This window comes from Gimesia sp. (genome assembly GCF_048262075.1).
GTDB lineage: Bacteria > Planctomycetota > Planctomycetia > Planctomycetales > Planctomycetaceae > Gimesia.
In genome coordinates, this window is sequence record NZ_JBLXFK010000014.1 from 38,748 (window position 1) to 54,619 (window position 15,872).

The 15,872-nt window shown below is 46.7% G+C and carries 15 protein-coding genes; 8 read left to right on the forward strand and 7 right to left on the reverse strand.

Annotation, left to right across the window (positions count from 1 at the left end; translation table 11 throughout):
• Window positions 1-1,230, forward strand: a complete 1,230-nt coding sequence (locus tag ACN0YH_RS22495) for a serine/threonine protein kinase (protein ID WP_417381843.1) — start codon at window positions 1-3, stop codon at window positions 1,228-1,230.
• A gap of 34 nt (window positions 1,231-1,264) precedes the next feature.
• Here ACN0YH_RS22495 and ACN0YH_RS22500 read toward each other — a convergent pair whose 3' ends face one another.
• The 3 genes from ACN0YH_RS22500 to ACN0YH_RS22510 form a co-directional block, all read right to left on the reverse strand.
• Entirely contained in the window at window positions 1,265-4,177 is a 2,913-nt protein-coding gene (locus ACN0YH_RS22500; protein WP_417381844.1) for a protein kinase domain-containing protein, read from the reverse strand.
• Between the two features lie 57 nt (window positions 4,178-4,234).
• Window positions 4,235-4,867, reverse strand: coding sequence for a sigma-70 family RNA polymerase sigma factor (locus ACN0YH_RS22505; protein WP_417381845.1), 633 nt, complete (start codon window positions 4,865-4,867; stop codon window positions 4,235-4,237).
• Between the two features lie 513 nt (window positions 4,868-5,380).
• Window positions 5,381-6,358 (reverse strand): PP2C family protein-serine/threonine phosphatase, encoded by a 978-nt coding sequence (locus ACN0YH_RS22510; protein ID WP_417381846.1) that lies wholly within the window; start codon window positions 6,356-6,358, stop codon window positions 5,381-5,383.
• A 664-nt stretch (window positions 6,359-7,022) separates the two neighbouring features.
• Between ACN0YH_RS22510 and ACN0YH_RS22515 the strand changes: the two genes are divergently transcribed.
• The 6 genes from ACN0YH_RS22515 to ACN0YH_RS22540 all read left to right on the forward strand — a co-directional run bounded on the left by ACN0YH_RS22515 (window position 7,023) and on the right by ACN0YH_RS22540 (window position 10,714).
• Window positions 7,023-7,472 carry a CsbD family protein gene (locus tag ACN0YH_RS22515; protein WP_417381847.1) on the forward strand — a complete coding sequence of 150 codons (450 nt, stop codon included), beginning with the start codon at window positions 7,023-7,025 and terminating at the stop codon, window positions 7,470-7,472.
• Window positions 7,473-7,919: 447 nt separating this feature from the next.
• Window positions 7,920-8,414, forward strand: a complete 495-nt coding sequence (locus ACN0YH_RS22520; RefSeq protein WP_417381848.1) for a hypothetical protein — start codon at window positions 7,920-7,922, stop codon at window positions 8,412-8,414.
• A 4-nt stretch (window positions 8,415-8,418) separates the two neighbouring features.
• Complete coding sequence (locus ACN0YH_RS22525) at window positions 8,419-8,631, forward strand: hypothetical protein (protein ID WP_417381849.1); 213 nt, start codon at window positions 8,419-8,421, stop codon at window positions 8,629-8,631.
• The gene (locus tag ACN0YH_RS22530) at window positions 8,613-9,074 is read left to right on the forward strand and encodes a phage holin family protein (protein WP_417381850.1); all 462 of its coding nucleotides are present in this window, start codon (window positions 8,613-8,615) and stop codon (window positions 9,072-9,074) included. Before ACN0YH_RS22525 ends, ACN0YH_RS22530 begins: the two co-directional genes overlap by 19 nt.
• 154 nt (window positions 9,075-9,228) lie before the next feature.
• Window positions 9,229-9,441, forward strand: coding sequence for a hypothetical protein (locus tag ACN0YH_RS22535; RefSeq protein ID WP_417381851.1), 213 nt, complete (start codon window positions 9,229-9,231; stop codon window positions 9,439-9,441).
• A 214-nt stretch (window positions 9,442-9,655) separates the two neighbouring features.
• Window positions 9,656-10,714, forward strand: a complete 1,059-nt coding sequence (locus ACN0YH_RS22540) for an AI-2E family transporter (RefSeq protein WP_417381953.1) — start codon at window positions 9,656-9,658, stop codon at window positions 10,712-10,714.
• Here ACN0YH_RS22540 and ACN0YH_RS22545 read toward each other — a convergent pair.
• Entirely contained in the window at window positions 10,711-12,261 is a 1,551-nt protein-coding gene (locus ACN0YH_RS22545) for an alkaline phosphatase family protein (protein WP_417381852.1), read from the reverse strand. The two genes, ACN0YH_RS22540 and ACN0YH_RS22545, sit on opposite strands and share 4 nt — an antisense overlap.
• A 292-nt stretch (window positions 12,262-12,553) precedes the next feature.
• Here ACN0YH_RS22545 and ACN0YH_RS22550 point away from each other — a divergent pair, with 292 nt between their 5' ends.
• Window positions 12,554-12,676, forward strand: coding sequence for a hypothetical protein (locus ACN0YH_RS22550; RefSeq protein ID WP_417381853.1), 123 nt, complete (start codon window positions 12,554-12,556; stop codon window positions 12,674-12,676).
• Between the two features lie 5 nt (window positions 12,677-12,681).
• On the opposite strand, the gene ACN0YH_RS22555 is transcribed toward ACN0YH_RS22550, so the two are convergent.
• The 3 genes from ACN0YH_RS22555 to ACN0YH_RS22565 all read right to left on the reverse strand — a co-directional run bounded on the left by ACN0YH_RS22555 (window position 12,682) and on the right by ACN0YH_RS22565 (window position 15,677).
• Entirely contained in the window at window positions 12,682-12,957 is a 276-nt protein-coding gene (locus ACN0YH_RS22555) for a GlsB/YeaQ/YmgE family stress response membrane protein (protein WP_417381854.1), read from the reverse strand.
• A 76-nt stretch (window positions 12,958-13,033) separates the two neighbouring features.
• Window positions 13,034-14,431: a DUF2254 domain-containing protein gene (locus ACN0YH_RS22560; protein ID WP_417381855.1), complete on the reverse strand. Its 1,398-nt coding sequence runs from the start codon at window positions 14,429-14,431 to the stop codon at window positions 13,034-13,036.
• A gap of 274 nt (window positions 14,432-14,705) precedes the next feature.
• Entirely contained in the window at window positions 14,706-15,677 is a 972-nt protein-coding gene (locus ACN0YH_RS22565) for a PRC-barrel domain-containing protein (RefSeq protein WP_417381856.1), read from the reverse strand.
• Between the last annotated feature and the right edge of the window lie 195 nt (window positions 15,678-15,872).

A 15,872-nucleotide genomic window follows, 5' to 3' on the forward strand; every position in this document is an offset into this window, starting at 1 on the left:
ATGAATTCTGAATCATCATCTGGGATAATCGAACGGCCAGAAATCGCTTCCGAGCGAATGACACTGGAGATTCTGGCGTCGCAGTTTGTAGAAGAGCATCGGCGCTGGCTGAATCCCTCCATCGAAGCCTACGCGAACGCCTGCCCGGAATATGCAGACGAAATTCGCGAAAGTTTCCCTGTCCTGATTGCAATGGAAGAATGGAAAACGAATGAGGACTTTGCAAGGTTACGGCGACAGGTTCCAGCTGATTTCATGATTCCCCATTTAGGGAACTGTCACTTACTGAACGAAATCAGCCGTAATCGAACTTCGATCATCTATGCTGCCGCGCAAGGTCCACAGAAACGAAGTGTGGCTGTCAGACTTTTGCCCTGGAAGTCTGAATGCTCACTTCGCTTGCGGGACCGCTTTCTTCGGGAATCCCGGCTGGTATTACGACTCAGGCATCCCAATATTATTTCAGTTGATACGATTGAGGAAGATCAGGGGTATTCTTATGCAGTAATGCAACTGGTTACAGGAATCAATCTTGATCAGGTCCTGCGAGGGCTGACGCAGAAACTGACGAGGGCAAAATTCGAGGACCGATTCGAACCACAGGCGGGTTACCTGTTTGGCGAACAACTTTCTCAGGTGATGGATGGTTACAGGCAGAATTACTGGCGGTCAATTGCCAACCTGGGATTGCAATCAGCCAATGCACTTCGATTTGCTCATAGTCGTGGAACGTTACATAGCGATTTGAGACCGGGGAATCTCATTGTGAACAGGGCAGGGCACTGCTGGCTGACAGGTTTCTGTTTACCGCAACATACAGATGGTTCTCTCAAGCAGCAACGGGGGCAGACTCTGCGATACCAGCCCCCGGAACGTATCCAGGGTGAAATGGATGAACGAAGCGATCTCTATTCCCTGGGGTGTGTTCTTTATGAGCTCGCTACGCTCACGCCAGCATTCCAGGCTGAAAATTCCAGTGCTCTGATCGAACAGATTCTCAGCGGGGGATATCCACGTCCGTGTGAAATCAATAGCGAGATTCCCTCCTCGCTGGAAAATATTATTTGCGGCTGTCTGGCCAGATCAAAGCAGGATCGATATCAGTCGGCTGATGAGCTGAGTATCAGTCTGGTGCGTTTTCTGAACGGTTGCGATGTTAAATCGCGTGTAAAGTCAGAATCGAAAGGTCGAGGAAAATGGCCGGATGTTTGGAAGAATAAATTTGGTTAACAAATTTGATTGATTCGAGGTGAATCATGGTCTTTCAAAAACGAGGAGGCCCAGGTCGGTTTTGCCCCCGAGGAGGACGCCTGCCATGCTGGGGATGCTGGCCTCCATGCGGCGGCGGATGAAGTTCCTCGGACATACGGTGAGCTGCATTAGGAAACTTCTGCTTGAATTCTCCCAGGAACTGATCGTATTTGTCCCACATGAGCCAACTGTCAACATCGTTACCAGCATGGTGGTAAATTCGGGCAAGTTCTTCCGTCGAACTTAAAACTTCAGTGTAGATACGGTATGAAGCTGGACCAGCTTTCAACTCAGTCTGCAGGGTATTGATCGCGCTCTCCAGGAGGCTGATGGCCTCGGCTGTACTCCCCTTTTTATACAGGATTTCAGCCAGGCCGGTTTCAAACTTGGCCATCCAGATTCGATGTTCCGGGGCCGCCGGGAACTGGAATGCGAGTTCTTTCTGCAACCTGAGGGCAGTTCTGAGCGAGAGTTCGGCTGTGTCGTGACGTGTCCGAATTTCGTTAGAAGTCCTTTGTTGCCTGGTCATTTTATCGAGACCGTGCGCCAGTTTGTTATGAGCATGGATCAGGGAAACTTTGTATTCCGGAATAGTTGGATAATCTGAGACCAGTCGACTGGCATGCTGGATCGCTTTTTCCAGACGATCGATGACATACTCATCGATTTCATCCGGATTTAAACGACGGATATCAAACCGCTCATAAGATTTAACCACAGCCTGCCGATAATCTGCAACATGGGGGTGCTCTTGAACCAGGGTTTCCAGAATTTCAAACGCGCGCGCCTCTTTGCCTTTTTCACCGGGTGACCGTGCATAGTCGGCGGGAATCTGCTCCTGCAGACAGAGTGCCAGCAAATAGCGATATTCTGGATTGGTCTGATCTGACTCGGTCAGTCTTTCAAGAATGTCAATGGCTTGCTGAAGTTGAATTCGATTCTCTTCCGACGGAAAAAACCTGCCTGGTGCAGATTGCGACTCCACTCCAAGGCTGGAGTTGCCTAGTTGATCGGGGCGAAGCTGGATGGCTTTCAGGAAAAATGTCCGCGCCAACTCAAACTGGAGATTCGGTTGTTCCTGATTGGCTGCAATGGTTGCCTGCAGCAGTTTTTCTGCACGTCTATGAGCTTCAGTGGCTTCAGTCTGTTTCCCCAGAAAACGGTAAATACGACCGATTTCATTATATAAATTAGCGATGGTTAGTGCATTGAATTCACCAGTGTTCTGTTGATAGAGATTGAGTGATTTCTGATAAGCTGTCAGGGCGGAACTGAAATCTCCCAGTCGGCGATGAATATCCCCGACCTTGCGCTGTGCTTTCGCAGCTTTATTCTGAAACTCTTCCTGCTCACCGGTCGATTCGGCCAACTGCTCATAAAACTGAACCATGCCTGCCAGCAGATCTGCTGATTCACGCGACAGCACCGGTTCCGAGTAACCATCTCCCGATCCGGAGACTTCAGTTGAATGCAGACGACTGGGAACAAAACGGTCAAAGACACGATCCAGGGCATTGGTCGCCAGTTGGGCGGATGATTCTGCCCGCTTTCGCTCCCGTCGCTCTCTGTCAAATCCTACCGCCATGGAAATTCCCAGAGCCAACATCAGCGTCAAAGCAAGTCCGGACAGAGATGCGATTGCAGGATTACGGCAGCTCCAGCGCCACAGAAATTCGATGGGAGATATCCGCTTTGCCCGGATGGGACGATTTTCCAAAAACCGGTTCAGGTCATCTGCAAGTTCACTGGCTGAGAGATATCTGTGTTTCGTATCAGGTGCAATTGCTTTGAGGATGATGGTTTCCAGATCCCGTGGAATGCGTGGATTGATTCGCCTCAATGAGGTGATCGTGCCATGTGTGATCTGTTCAATCATGGCATGTCTGCTGGTTCTCTCAATCGCATAACGTTTTGTTAAGAGTTCATAGAGCGTAATTCCCAGACCATAGATATCACTCTGGCGGCAAGTGTCTCCCCGAAACATTTCCGGAGCCATGTATCCCAGCGTTCCCACGATATCGGTCGACTTACTGTGGTCGCTCTGCTCGGCGGCGCGTGCCAGTCCAAAGTCTGTAATACATAATAATCCGTCGCGGTCGAGGAGCAGGTTTCCTGGTTTAATATCGCGATGCAGGATCCCCCGGTCGTGTGCGTATTGCAGTGCATTTGCCGCCTGAATTCCCAGGATCGCAATCTTGTAAGGCGTATTGACATACTTTTCAAATTCTGCTGAATTGAGATGCCCCTCAGCAGATCGATCAACGGATTCGATTTTGCCATCCGGTTCAATTGGAGAATATGCAGTATCGCTACCGGTTTGTGTTTCAGAGCCTGGTTTGAACTGCTGACCTTTCAACTCCGTATTGGCGGCGGTAGTAACAATGTTCTGGGTCAATTCATCCAGTCCGACGCCTTGTATGAGCTGCATGACGTAATAGTGAAAATTTCCGTTTTCACCCACACCGAATACCGGCACGATATTCGTGTGGTGCAGAGAAGCGGTCAGTTCTGCTTCTCTGCGGAATCGTTTCAATTGTTTGTCATCCAGCAACGAATGTCGTGGCAGCAGTTTTAAGGCGACACGACGATTGAGCGATTCCTGTATTGCTTCGTAGACGACGCCCATGCCTCCTCGGCCAATCTCACTGACGATCTTAAAATCCCCCAGTTGTTCTGGTGCGCTGGCACCCAGGGAGACTTTTCCCTGGGGTTGAGCGGCATTTTTTCCACCTTCCAGGGCAACGATGGCGGGAAAGATCTCTTCGATTTCACTGGCCAGTTCGGGATGACAGTCTGCATATTCAGAAATGGCTGGTTTTTCCCCCTGACGAATTTTAGCGATAAATTCGTCCGCGATCTGATCCAGATCGGTGGCGGCTGGAGGAGTCAGATTTTTGATCGATTGAGGTGAATCGGGCGATAACATTAACTGTTGTCCTGACGATTTCGATCGTGAAAAGAAACATGCTTCAAGGAAGACTGTTTACTCTATAATACCGGGGATCTGAACCAGAATGGAGCGTAATCTGGTCAGAGCACGAAAATATCGCATACTGGCTGTTTTAGGTTCAATTTCCAGAACTTCGGAGGCCTCAAGATTGGACAGTTCTTCGAAATGCCGCAGAACCAGTATTTCTCGATCGATCTCATTCAATGTTTCCAGAGCTTCACGCAGCTGAGTAGCCAGTTCTTCCTTGAGGGCCGCCTGGCTGGGTGAAGTCATATCACCCAGAAGGACGTTGGCAATCTGGAAGGAGGTTGAGGCTGAAAAAATACGACGTTTTGCTTTGACTTCACGACGCACATCTCGTTTTTGTGCCCCCAGATGTCGTCGATGTACATCAATCATCGTCTGTCCCACGATTGTTCGCAGCCAGATAAAAAACGTAGTAGCCGGGTCATTCAGGTAATGTTCAATCCTGGAAGACGCGTCCAGATATGCTTCCTGCAGTATGTCATCCGCATCAACGCGACCCAGCAGGCGCGTATCCAGTCGAAAATTAACAATACGCCACAGCCGATCTCGATAGCGGTTATATTCATCCGCAAGCACCCCCTCCGGATTCTCTCGTAGCCGGTTGAGAAAGATCGCAGGGTCTTCGTGCTCATCAAACAATCAACAAGTCTCCCAGTCATGGTGGATTCGATTTCAGGAATCGTGTCAGTGCTCCGGACTTGACCAGAGCATTCCAGGGTGATTGTACCCGATTGCCTGCGATATCGACAAGCCGTGCTGACCATATGTGATTTTAGCTTAAATCAAGACCGACTGATCTTAATATTCTGCTACAGGTTACTGACTAAAGATTACTGAGAGGGCTGCATATCTTTACGTGATAGATGTCGCTGATGACGGATCTACTTTAAAATTTCGCCAGAAATTCTAGTAGAGCGCCCGAAGTCAAACCACTTGACTCCTGTTTGCCTACAAAACTGTCGATGAGGCAGGTACCACTTTGTGAAATATGCAATACCTTCGAATCGCAGAGATCTGGACTCAAAGCGATCTGGAAGAGCGAGTATTTTGTTCGTGATTCTGAGCCACTAACCTGGGAGATTAATCAGAACAGTCAGGAACTCTGCAGCAGCGGGTTTCGATCTTTCAGTCGCGAAACTACATTCAATCCCATTAAATGATCTTGTCATGTTGTTTGTCTCGATCATTATTATTGTGGCGTCGTTTTTGCAGGTCGTCTTTTTCTGTTGGGTGATCTGAATGTTCTGGTTTGCCGGTATCTGCATCCAATGAGACAGTCAGCGAAACATCCTGATCACCAAGATCCAGAAATCTGGCGACGACTGCTGTGATATTATCTGTCCCCCCCTGATCGATTGCCCGGTTGACCAGACGAATGCAGGTCTCGTCAGCCATCAGGTCCTGGCTCAGAATTTCGGAGAGAATCAGGTCGGGAAGTTGCCTGGTTAACCCGTCAGTGCATAAAAGCAATGTATCTCCAATCCGAACTTCTGTTTTGACAATTTCGGGATTCAAATCACTATCTTCATTCCCCCCAATGGAATTGACAAGCAGTTCCTGCCAGATCTCTGGTACTTCATCGACTTCTAATGCACCGCTGGTTACCAGACGTTCTGCAAAACTGTGATCTCTGGTTAACTGATGCAGGTGTGAGTCTCGATACAGATAGCAGCGACTGTGACCAGCATGAACCAGATACAACTGAGGCCAGGTCAGATAGGCGAGTGTCAAGGTGGTTTCCATTCCCGAGTGCTCCGGATGTTCCTGGATATCATCTTCCAGTCGCTCCTGACAGAATTCAAAAGCATTTAAGAACTCACGATACAATTCTGCGTCAGTATCATCGTTCCGGTGCAGAAACCACTCCATTTCATTCAGAAGGTACCTTGAAATACAGTCAGTCACCAGACGGCTTGCCAGATCGCCTGCGTTAGACCGGCCTACGCCATCGGCCACCATCAGCAGTTTAGCCTGCGAGTTGCCGTATAGTCTGGAATTCTGATCCAGGCTGAGACTACTGGAATGAATTCGCATTGATTTTTCCAGATCAGCAATCAGAAACTGATCCTGATTAACTGAGTGCAGCGAGCCACTGCGAGATAGTCCGTAACAGTCCATTTTTCCAGTCATCGTTGATTCTCCTTTGTCACGGCATGCCCCTGGAGTCAAAAGCTTTATCTACCAGTTGAAGTCGTCGAGCATGCTGGTGTAGCTAACTTGAGAAAATAGTCTCTCAGAAATACCTCGCATGACAGCAGCCCGCCTATGAGTGCCAAAACAAAGTGTGATTTTCAGATTTGAGCATTTTCTAATCTGGAAGACTGGATGCATATTGTATTCCACTTTCCATGATTATTCAGGCTGGGAAATTCAATCTGGGAACGGCATTTTTCGGTAACCTGTTACCAATATTGACACTTCGACATCATTTATGGGTGAGGTTACAGTTGGAATCGCAGTTGAAATATTTACTGGTGATCGCTGTTTTTAAATGAAGCCTGCGATTGTTTATTTCAAGATGAAGGTTTTGATCGAAAGTAAGTCAGTCTGGCACACAGGCGACCATTCCAAAAGAAATATTCATGTCGAAGCCAGATTCAAAATAAATCTTTAAAACTGTTGAAACTGGCACACCAGGCTGAATTTGCAGGGTTTTCGGGTGGTCTGATCCTGTTTTATTCAATGGCCAGGCAATGAAAATATGAACTGGCATACTTCTTGCATTTCACCTTGCTTAACGTTCAGCGTTTCATATTAGATTTACAAATCAGACAAATAAAATAAGGAGAGAAAGATGACCACTCGACAAGAACTTCGCGGTCACTGGAATGAAATCCGAGGGCGTATTGAGGAAAAATGGAGCCAGATCAGTTCGAGTGATCTTGATGGACTGGAAGGAAAGACGGATCAACTGGTCGGAAAGATTCAGCAGAAAACTGGGGAAACAAAAAGCGACATCCAGCGCGAACTCGATTCCATGGTGGAAAGCCTTTCTCATTCGGCCTCAACCATGGCAGAGAAAGTCGGCGACACGTTCAACGAAGCTGTCAAAAATTCGAGAGAACAATTCGCAAATGCTTCAGAAGCGGCGAGAGAACAATACGAACAGGTAAATCAGACTGTTCAAAAAGGGTATCGAGAAGCAGAACAGACTGTCCGCAAACATCCTGCGGAGTCAGTTGCAGTTGCCTTTGGTACTGGTCTGATTGCAGGCGTCATCGTAAGTCTGGTCTGGCGTCGTTAATTCATAACAAACATTCAATAGTTAAAACTGAATCTAACAGGGAGCGAAACATGATTCATCAATACGAAGACCTGGAAAAAGATATTGAACCTGTATCTCATGATCAGGTTGAGAAGTCGGTTACTTCTAAATCTTCTCAGGTATGTCAATATGTCGAAGAACAACCAGTCAAATCTGTACTGATTGGCTTGGGGGTCGGGATTGGAACAGGACTGCTGTTGGGGTCAATGTTCCGGGGGTCGTCCAGGTATTTAACACGTGACCAGGCTTTTATGGACAGGGTCGGGAACAGCGTTCGTGATTCACTATCTGAGATTGTTCCAGCCTCTCTGAAGAAACATTTTCGATCCTGATGGTCTTTAGGTTTAAGGATCTTTAGTACGACTCAGTGAGAATCAAACTAGCAAATATCGGAACGATATCAAATATCAGACAGGAGCCAAAAAAGTGGCCAGTCAGTCAGAACACAATCGAGCAGATCAGATACGTCAGACGATGCATGAGATTCGGCGCGAGCTGGACGATGACGTGTCTCAGATTAAACAGTCTGCGTCCACTCTAACTGACTGGCAGTATTATATCAGGCATTATCCCTGGGCATGCGTGGGCGCTGCTGCTGCCTTTGGATTTATGATTGTTCCCAGGAAGTTGAAGGTTAGTAATCCCTACACTGATGAACTGTTAAAGCTGGCTAAAAAAAAGCGTCTGGTTATCAATAAAGATGCTGCTGAGGACGATGATGCGAAAGTGGGAGTAGTTAAAACAGCATTCACATTTCTATCCGGTCTTGCAATGCGGGCTGCTGCCGCACAAGCCGCCAGGCATTTGACATCTATTTTAAGCCAGGAGCAGACAGGGAGTGGTGTATCAAACACTACAGAACATGATGACGGCTCTACTTCTTACAAATCCTATGAGAATCATCTCGACCGGAGATTTTAATACCATGTATCCTACTCAAATGAAGACCAGAAAGTATTCAAATCAGATGACTGAACGGACTTCTCAGCCGGAAGATGCCCAGACTGAAATGAGTCCAATGTCTCTCATTATGAAATGGAAAGAGCTGTTGCGGGAGGAGATCTGTGATCATCCCGGCGAAGCTTTAAAAGTCAGCTTGCTGGCAGGTTTATTTGCAGGATGGTGGGTGAAACGATGATCGGTCAAAATGGAACATTACAGTCAGAGCCTAAACCTGACATGAGAGGTGACCTGGGAGACCTGGGTGCTGATTTACTGGCTCTGGGCGAGTTACAGGTCGAGCTACTCTCTGTAGATACGCGGGATGCAATGCGGGAATCGGTAGTTCCTGTGGTTTTATTGGCGTTAGGGCTCGGGTTATGTATTGGCGCGTTTCCAGTTTTACTGCTGGCTTGTTCGTGGTGGCTTAGTAATGCTTTTGAGCTGACACTGGCTTCTTCCATGTTGATCGTTGCCGTATCAGGGTTGTGTACCGCAGCCTTCTTACTGTTCTTTGCCTGGAAGGGATTAGTTAAAAGCATATCAATAGTGAAACGTTCCGGAAGAGAACTACGAAGTAATATTCAATGGATCAAAACGATCATTTCGCAAAAGCATCGTAACCGACAAAATGCTATTTGACCTGCTAGTGCTTTTTCAAGCTGGAAATCAAGAGTTGGGGCATTGTTTACGTGCTCCGTTGTCGCACTCTCGGGATATCTATCAACTCAAAATTTACAAATGACACTCCACTAGTTTTTAATTATAAAAAGACGAATTTGAAAGGAAATCAAAGATGAATATGAACACAACCACATCGCAACATGCTCAATCAACAGCCCAGTCAACGGGGAATTATGCTACGTCTGCCAGAACCGCAGAGCAGCTGGAACCGGTAGATGACCTGGTTGATTACGTTTCCACATATGCAAAACAGAATCCCGGGACAGCTGCTCTGTGGTGCTTTGGAATTGGATTCATCGTGGGTTGGAAATTAAAACCCTGGTAAGATTTAATCAGTATGTCAGGGGGGATGAAACTCTCTGCCTTGATGCTTACCAATAAGGAGAATACCCATGTCCCTGACTACGTCCTCTCAAGAATCTGATTGCCAGTCCAATCGAGGTGAAACTCGAATGAAGGGTGATACCGATTCTGATCCGTCGAGTTCTGAAATACAGGAGCAGATCAGGGAAGAACAAGCTGTATCTGCTCTTGTATTGATGGATAAGATAAAAAATAGAAACTATGGGCGAGTCTCTCTCGCAATCCTGGCAACATTAGGTGTGGTACACGCTTTATATTTTGCCAGGGCTATTCTTATTCCTATCGCTCTAGCAATAGTTCTCTTCTTTCTTCTGGCACCGATAGTTCGATTTCTGACACGAATTACCCCACTCCCAGAGTGGGTTTCTGCTGCAATCGTTGTACTCTCCCTTACTTTTTCCCTCGGTTTTATGAGTTACATACTGGCGGCACCGGTATCTGACTGGCTATCGAATGCGCCATCCACATTTAGAAAAGCGGAACAGAAACTCCGTTTTATCATCGATCCGGTAGATAAAATTGATCAGGCTTCTTCCCAGGTATCAGACATTGCCGCGGGAAAAGAAAAAGACGATGTGGTCAAGGTCTCAATTCAACAGCCACCGGTGACCAGTTACCTGTTAAGCTCAACCGTTAATTTTCTGGCTGGTGTTACCATCACCGTGGTTCTGGTCTATCTTCTACTGGCGATGGGACATCGAACCTTGAATTCCGTCGTCGAATTGATGCCAACCCTTGAGGATAAACGAGGTCTCGTGACGATGATTCGTAACGTGGAACTTGGTATCTCCCGCTACCTGGTCACGATAACAGCGATTAATATCTGTCTGGGAATCATTATCGGAATTGTGATGTGGTTGCTGGGACTTCCCGATCCCATCCTGCTGGGAATCATGGCCGCCACTCTCAATTTTATCCCATTTGTAGGAGCGTTTATTGGTGCGGCAGTTACTTTTTTGTTCGGTATTGTCTATCTGAATACGCCAGCAGAAGCCATTATCGGGCCATTAATGTATATCGTTATTAATACTCTGGAAGGGAATGTATTTACGCCGATGATTTTAGGGCGTTCGATGAAACTCAACCCGGCACTGGTATTTATCTGTATCATATTCTGGGGCTGGGCCTGGGGAGTGGGTGGTATATTACTGGCTGTTCCTCTGATCGGAATGGTCAAGATTTCTTGTGACCATTTTAAATCTCTGCAGCCTGTTGCCCGCATTCTGTCTGGTTAGCCATTCATCGGGTTGTTGATCGCACTTTCTCCAGGCTGGCGTTGCGGTTTCAGTCCCAGTAACTGCAGGCAGATTGGTGTAATATCGATAATGCGAGGAGAAGCGGGTAACGCGAAATGATCTGGCAATCCAGCCGCGATCAGGGGGGCTGTTGAATCCAATTGATGCAGCGAACCATGTGACCCCGCAGGATTGCACTTAATACCTGGCAGGCAAAATTCTTTACCCAGGCGTGCAGTCACCCAGATATTCCCGGTCTTTTCGGAAAAGCCAGTGGCGATTCGTTCAAATGCATTGGGGTAATTACCAAATTCGATTAGATGTTCTGATGTGACACTGGCATCAACGGCTTTTAAGTCACCGTCCCAGATCCAAGCCGTTCCATAGATATCGCAGGCATTACCAGTTGAGTCTGGAGCCGGTTTAAATACAAGATGTCCGCGATCCTGAGTATGGACGTAAAAAGATGGCTGATCTGTGCCATTCAAGCCACTGTCATGGTCACACCACATAACCTGATCTATCTCCGGGCAATTTAACAGACAGTCAATCACCGAATGCCGACGTTTCCATAGCTCTGATTGCATATAAATTTGCGCGGATCGCATATTGGGACAGACCATTAAATCTTCTGAACTATACCAGGGTTTTCCCGCATCTACGACCTGGAAGTTCTTGAGTACCTCGTTCAAATCAATCCCCGAGTTTTCATCCAGATCACTCTGGGAATGGTCTCCAGTCACCAGGATGACATGTTTCTCTAGAAACTGGTCTATACCGCCGAGGGTTTCTATCAGTTTCCCCAGGTGACTGTCGACTGCCTGCAGAGTCGAAATCGCGTTTTCTGGTCCTTCTGCGTGGCTGTCAAAATCATTATTGGGAAAATAAGCCAGCGTAAAATCCGGCAGGCAATCCTGATCAGCCATCCCCAGCAGATAGTCAGCCGTGGTATCGTCATGGAAGCCGAAGCGTCGTGTAAGGCCACCTCTTACTGAAATTTCAGTACCATAGAGGGGAGTCGAAACAAACTCTCCCAGAAACATGGAATGTGGACCAGTCATCGTTTCTGCCAGTTTCACTCCGGGAGTCAGGTTCAGAAGCAGTGGGGTACTGGTCTCATGCGAGACGGTACCTCGATACCACATAAAGTTAACGACTGCATCAGTCAGAGTTCCATGTTGCTCAATATGCTCAAAGATCGTTGGAACCAGCAGACGATCTCTATTCAATTTAATTTGAAAATCATTAATATAACGCCCCATGCCCTCATTCATGATCGCTTGCAGATCAGAGCCAAAGTAAGCGATTTCATCAGAATCGCGGTCATACCAGTATGCACCGCTGATTCCATGCTCGAATGGATAAGCTCCTGTAGCCAGGGTACAGGTGGCTGCCGGCGTGATCGAGGGAAAAATGGAAGTACATTCCTCGCATAAAACACCTCGTTCAACAAGTTGCTGGAAATGAGGCAATAGCCCTTTTGCCAAAGCTGGTTGCACGATACGAGATGCCAGGGCATCAACAATGACTAATATGACTTTTTTCATTTTCGCGATATCGCTCCAGATAGGGACTCAGGTTCCAGAGTGAGTCTCTTCTATTAATTTAAAAGTTAAATACTGAGATTACCATTTCGGTTCAGAAACAACAATTCGCGTTGTTAAGAGTCTCACTAATATAAATCATTCGTAGACTGAGCCCAGGGTTACTATAGAGTTTCCAAAAATATTGGGACCGATTATAACACATTTCGCGACACTCTGTTTCAATGTGATTCGTTTTAGTAATGTTATTATCTAATGTTATTTTCTGCAGTTCAAAAAACAGCCACTAGTCTGGATGAGAAAACCACATGCCGACAACTTCAAAAAAATTATCAGTCATAAACGCATGAAACCGATTGAAATTGCCCAGGCAAACATCGCCACCGAAGTCGCGTTTGACCATTTTCCGAAAGACTGAACTATTTATTTCTTGCGAAAAGAAATAAGACTCAGTAACGATACAAACAATGCGGCTCCGATAATGGACCACAGAATAGGGAAGGGTTGATCACCAAACTCAACCGTCAGTAGCTCAGGGAGTCCCAGCGTTCCGGAAAGCCAGGTACCTAACAAGGCACCGATAAAACCCAGCGCAATGGAAGTCAGGCAGCCTCCACGTGAATATCCCGCCAGTGATTGCGCTATGCCACCACAGATGGCAGCAACGAGAAGTAATAAAAAAAATTGAAAGATTCCCATGATCGTGTTCCTCTCTCGTGCTGAATTTTAATTGAAAAGCAACTTAATTGACCGCAACCCACGACAGGTACGGCTCTTATTTCGATTGCAGACCAGGTTCCAGAATATCATTCAGGTCAAGGAATGCCTGCTGAAATTTATTTCGATCTGCTTGAACACTATTGTGGTTTTCAAATGCATTCTTTAATGCTTCTGCTTCTTCGCGGATCACTTTCAGATCTTCAGGTCGAGAGGCATGGCTGGCAATTCCAGACAGGGCTTCCAGTATTTTGAGCGAAACAGCGATACTGCTGGAACCATATTCGCGAATCATTCCAAAGGAGCAGGTTAAAACATCTGCAAAGTCATCTGAAGAAGTCACCAGAACCCGGGGTACCGATTCGCTGTCTCGGCGAATTTGCACTGGCCGGGAACGTTCTACAAACCGCCCCATTGCTCCTCTCAGTCGATCCACACAGTTCATCGCCGTAAAGGGATCGTTAATACCTGGTGAAAGTGCTCGCACCGCGATTTCGACCAGCTCCAGTGCTGCATAACCGACATCCTGCCGCGGCGTGCGACGGGGCCCGATAATGATGACGCGCTGAATGCTATTGATAACTGTTTCAGCCTGTTCTTCCTGATCTTCTTTTGTGTCTGTCGAATTCTGAAACCAGACGCGCGCCAGTAATTGTTCTTTAGTAATGTAATCGCCTGGTTTACACATTAACTCAACGACACCGTTCAGCTCTACCGCGAGAGAAATCAGGCTTTCCCCGTCAATCCCCTCGATATAACCATCCTGTTCTGAGGGGACGGTCACATTATTCTTTCCTACTGCCGCTAGGATTTCCTTGAATGTCTTTTGTTTTAAATCTTCAGACTGCTCCTCATCGGCTTCATGCTGTGTCTCCTCGCTCATTCGTTCCGGGAAAAGACGATTAACGGCTTCTTCAAGATCACGGGAAACTTCAGTGATGATGGTGGGGGCCTGTATGGCGGTTGCTACATGATGAATAAACCAGATCAGCATACCCATGCTGATCAGTCCCAGAATCAGGCCAACAGCAGTTCCTACCTGAGGAGTAAATGCAGGACTGTCTCCATGTGCTTCTCTTACATTCTGCAGAACCAGCAGGCAGTAGAGACTGGTGCCGACATATTGGCCGATTACCAGATCAGCAATGCTGGCACCCATGACATTTCGCACCAGGCGGGAACCATATTGGGAAGATGCAATGGACAGTGACAGAATGGTAATTGAAAATACAACACCTGCCAGGGCAATGGTTGCTCCGGCGACCGAAGATAATGTCGAGCGCGCAGCGGGGGCAGTCGTAGTAAACCAACTGAGGGATCGGTCAGAGGTAATCAGAATCCCATCCAACTGATTCGTACCATATGCCAGCAAGATGGCCATCAGGGACATGATTGTGGGGACAAACCAGAAGCTGGTCCGAAATGAATCCCATAGATTATCAAGTCGAGCTCGCATTCGCCGGTCGTCCTTCTCATTGTTGAATCAGTTCTAGATCGCATCACATTTAACCTGAGCGTCTCGCAATCTAATAGACTGGGGCACACAGCCCTGAAGACGCTACAGTAAAACAGGACACAGTCTAAAGTAACCATTCAGAAATTATCAGGAATGGATTGTATTCGATTATGATAATCAGATGAGTAAAAATGATGGAAAAAAACGCTGTGAGTAGTAAATCACTCCTCACAGCGTTCGGAACTCTGGAGCTTGATTAAATTCCTCTACTGAATCAGGTGTCGAGTTTCACTTTCAATTCTCGATCTTTACCATCAATATCAATTCGATATCGTTTATGAAGTTCTTTAGAGAAATTCGGGTCTGCAAAGTCAGGCCAGTTGTCTTCATCAAATCCCTGTGCACCTTCCAGCTGTTGCTGTGTGACATTCAAAACCAGGATCTGCTCTTCAGGATCTTCTGGATTCTGTTTCAATTCGAAAGCTTTAAACGGCACAGCAAACATTTTGTTACCGACTCCAAGGAATCCACCGTAGGTTACAGCTGCATATTGAACCTTTCCATGGGAGACGTTGATAGCCATATCTTTGATTTCACCAACGCTTTTTCCTTGTGAGTTCTGAATGTTCATCCCATCTAACTGGCTGACTCGTACATTAGCTCCCGATGTTTTAGGATCCAATTTATTCTTTTTAGTCTGACGATGATCAGCTTTGCTCATCTTTTTATGTTTTACATCATACCTTTTGTTAAGATCGGCGAGATAGCTTGGATCGGCGAAGTTCGGCCAGTGATCCTTATCAAAACCAGTCGCACCTTCCAGTTGCTTCTGAGTGACATGCAAAATCAGTGTGTGTTCATTTGGTGAATCTGTTTTCTGTTTAATTTTGAATGCTTCAAAGGGCACTGCAAACATTTTATTCCCCACGCCGAGAAAACCGCCGTAGGTAACAGCTGCGTAGCGGACTTCCCCAGTTGAGGTATTCATAACCAGGTCATTGATTTCGCCCAGGCTCTGTCCCTGAGGATTTTCGATGTTCATACCGATCAATTTACTGGCACGGGTCACAATTCCCGCCTTTTGCATACGCTTGGTTGCAGATTTATTTAAACGAGAAGCTTTAGAAGTATCCGGCGTTTGTACTTTCTCTTCATTAGGATTGTCAAAAGCATAAGTGCTTCCGGCCAAACATAATGTAGCGACGCTAAACGCAAAAATACTTGCGAGTGCAGAATAACGTTTCATTTTATTTCTCCCGGGGGTAACAAACAATTTAAAGTTAGACATGACCAGAAATAACTATCACAGCTGATAATATTTCCGAGAAGAGAATTCAGATGACTGACTCTAAATGAGCGGTGTTTTACCGAAAAGCGATTTTTCGCCGGCAGTCCTGGATTCTCAGTAAGAATAATTATCAGCTGTTGATAGCTTAATGGA

Bases quoted from the DNA above. Each gene is read 5' to 3' on its own strand.
- ACN0YH_RS22530 (WP_417381850.1), top strand. From the start codon at position 8,613: ATGGTGGGTGAAACGATGATCGGTCAAAATGGAACATTACAGTCAGAG.
- ACN0YH_RS22495 (WP_417381843.1), top strand. From the start codon at position 1: ATGAATTCTGAATCATCATCTGGGATAATCGAACGGCCAGAAATCGCT.
- ACN0YH_RS22515 (WP_417381847.1), top strand. From the start codon at position 7,023: ATGACCACTCGACAAGAACTTCGCGGTCACTGGAATGAAATCCGAGGG.
- ACN0YH_RS22535 (WP_417381851.1), top strand. From the start codon at position 9,229: ATGAATATGAACACAACCACATCGCAACATGCTCAATCAACAGCCCAG.
- ACN0YH_RS22500 (WP_417381844.1), bottom strand. From the start codon at position 4,177: ATGTTATCGCCCGATTCACCTCAATCGATCAAAAATCTGACTCCTCCA.
- ACN0YH_RS22560 (WP_417381855.1), bottom strand. From the start codon at position 14,431: ATGCGAGCTCGACTTGATAATCTATGGGATTCATTTCGGACCAGCTTC.
- ACN0YH_RS22510 (WP_417381846.1), bottom strand. From the start codon at position 6,358: ATGACTGGAAAAATGGACTGTTACGGACTATCTCGCAGTGGCTCGCTG.
- ACN0YH_RS22565 (WP_417381856.1), bottom strand. From the start codon at position 15,677: ATGAAACGTTATTCTGCACTCGCAAGTATTTTTGCGTTTAGCGTCGCT.
- ACN0YH_RS22540 (WP_417381953.1), top strand. From the start codon at position 9,656: ATGGATAAGATAAAAAATAGAAACTATGGGCGAGTCTCTCTCGCAATC.
- ACN0YH_RS22550 (WP_417381853.1), top strand. From the start codon at position 12,554: ATGAGAAAACCACATGCCGACAACTTCAAAAAAATTATCAGTCATAAA.
- ACN0YH_RS22545 (WP_417381852.1), bottom strand. From the start codon at position 12,261: ATGAAAAAAGTCATATTAGTCATTGTTGATGCCCTGGCATCTCGTATC.
- ACN0YH_RS22555 (WP_417381854.1), bottom strand. From the start codon at position 12,957: ATGGGAATCTTTCAATTTTTTTTATTACTTCTCGTTGCTGCCATCTGT.
- ACN0YH_RS22525 (WP_417381849.1), top strand. From the start codon at position 8,419: ATGTATCCTACTCAAATGAAGACCAGAAAGTATTCAAATCAGATGACT.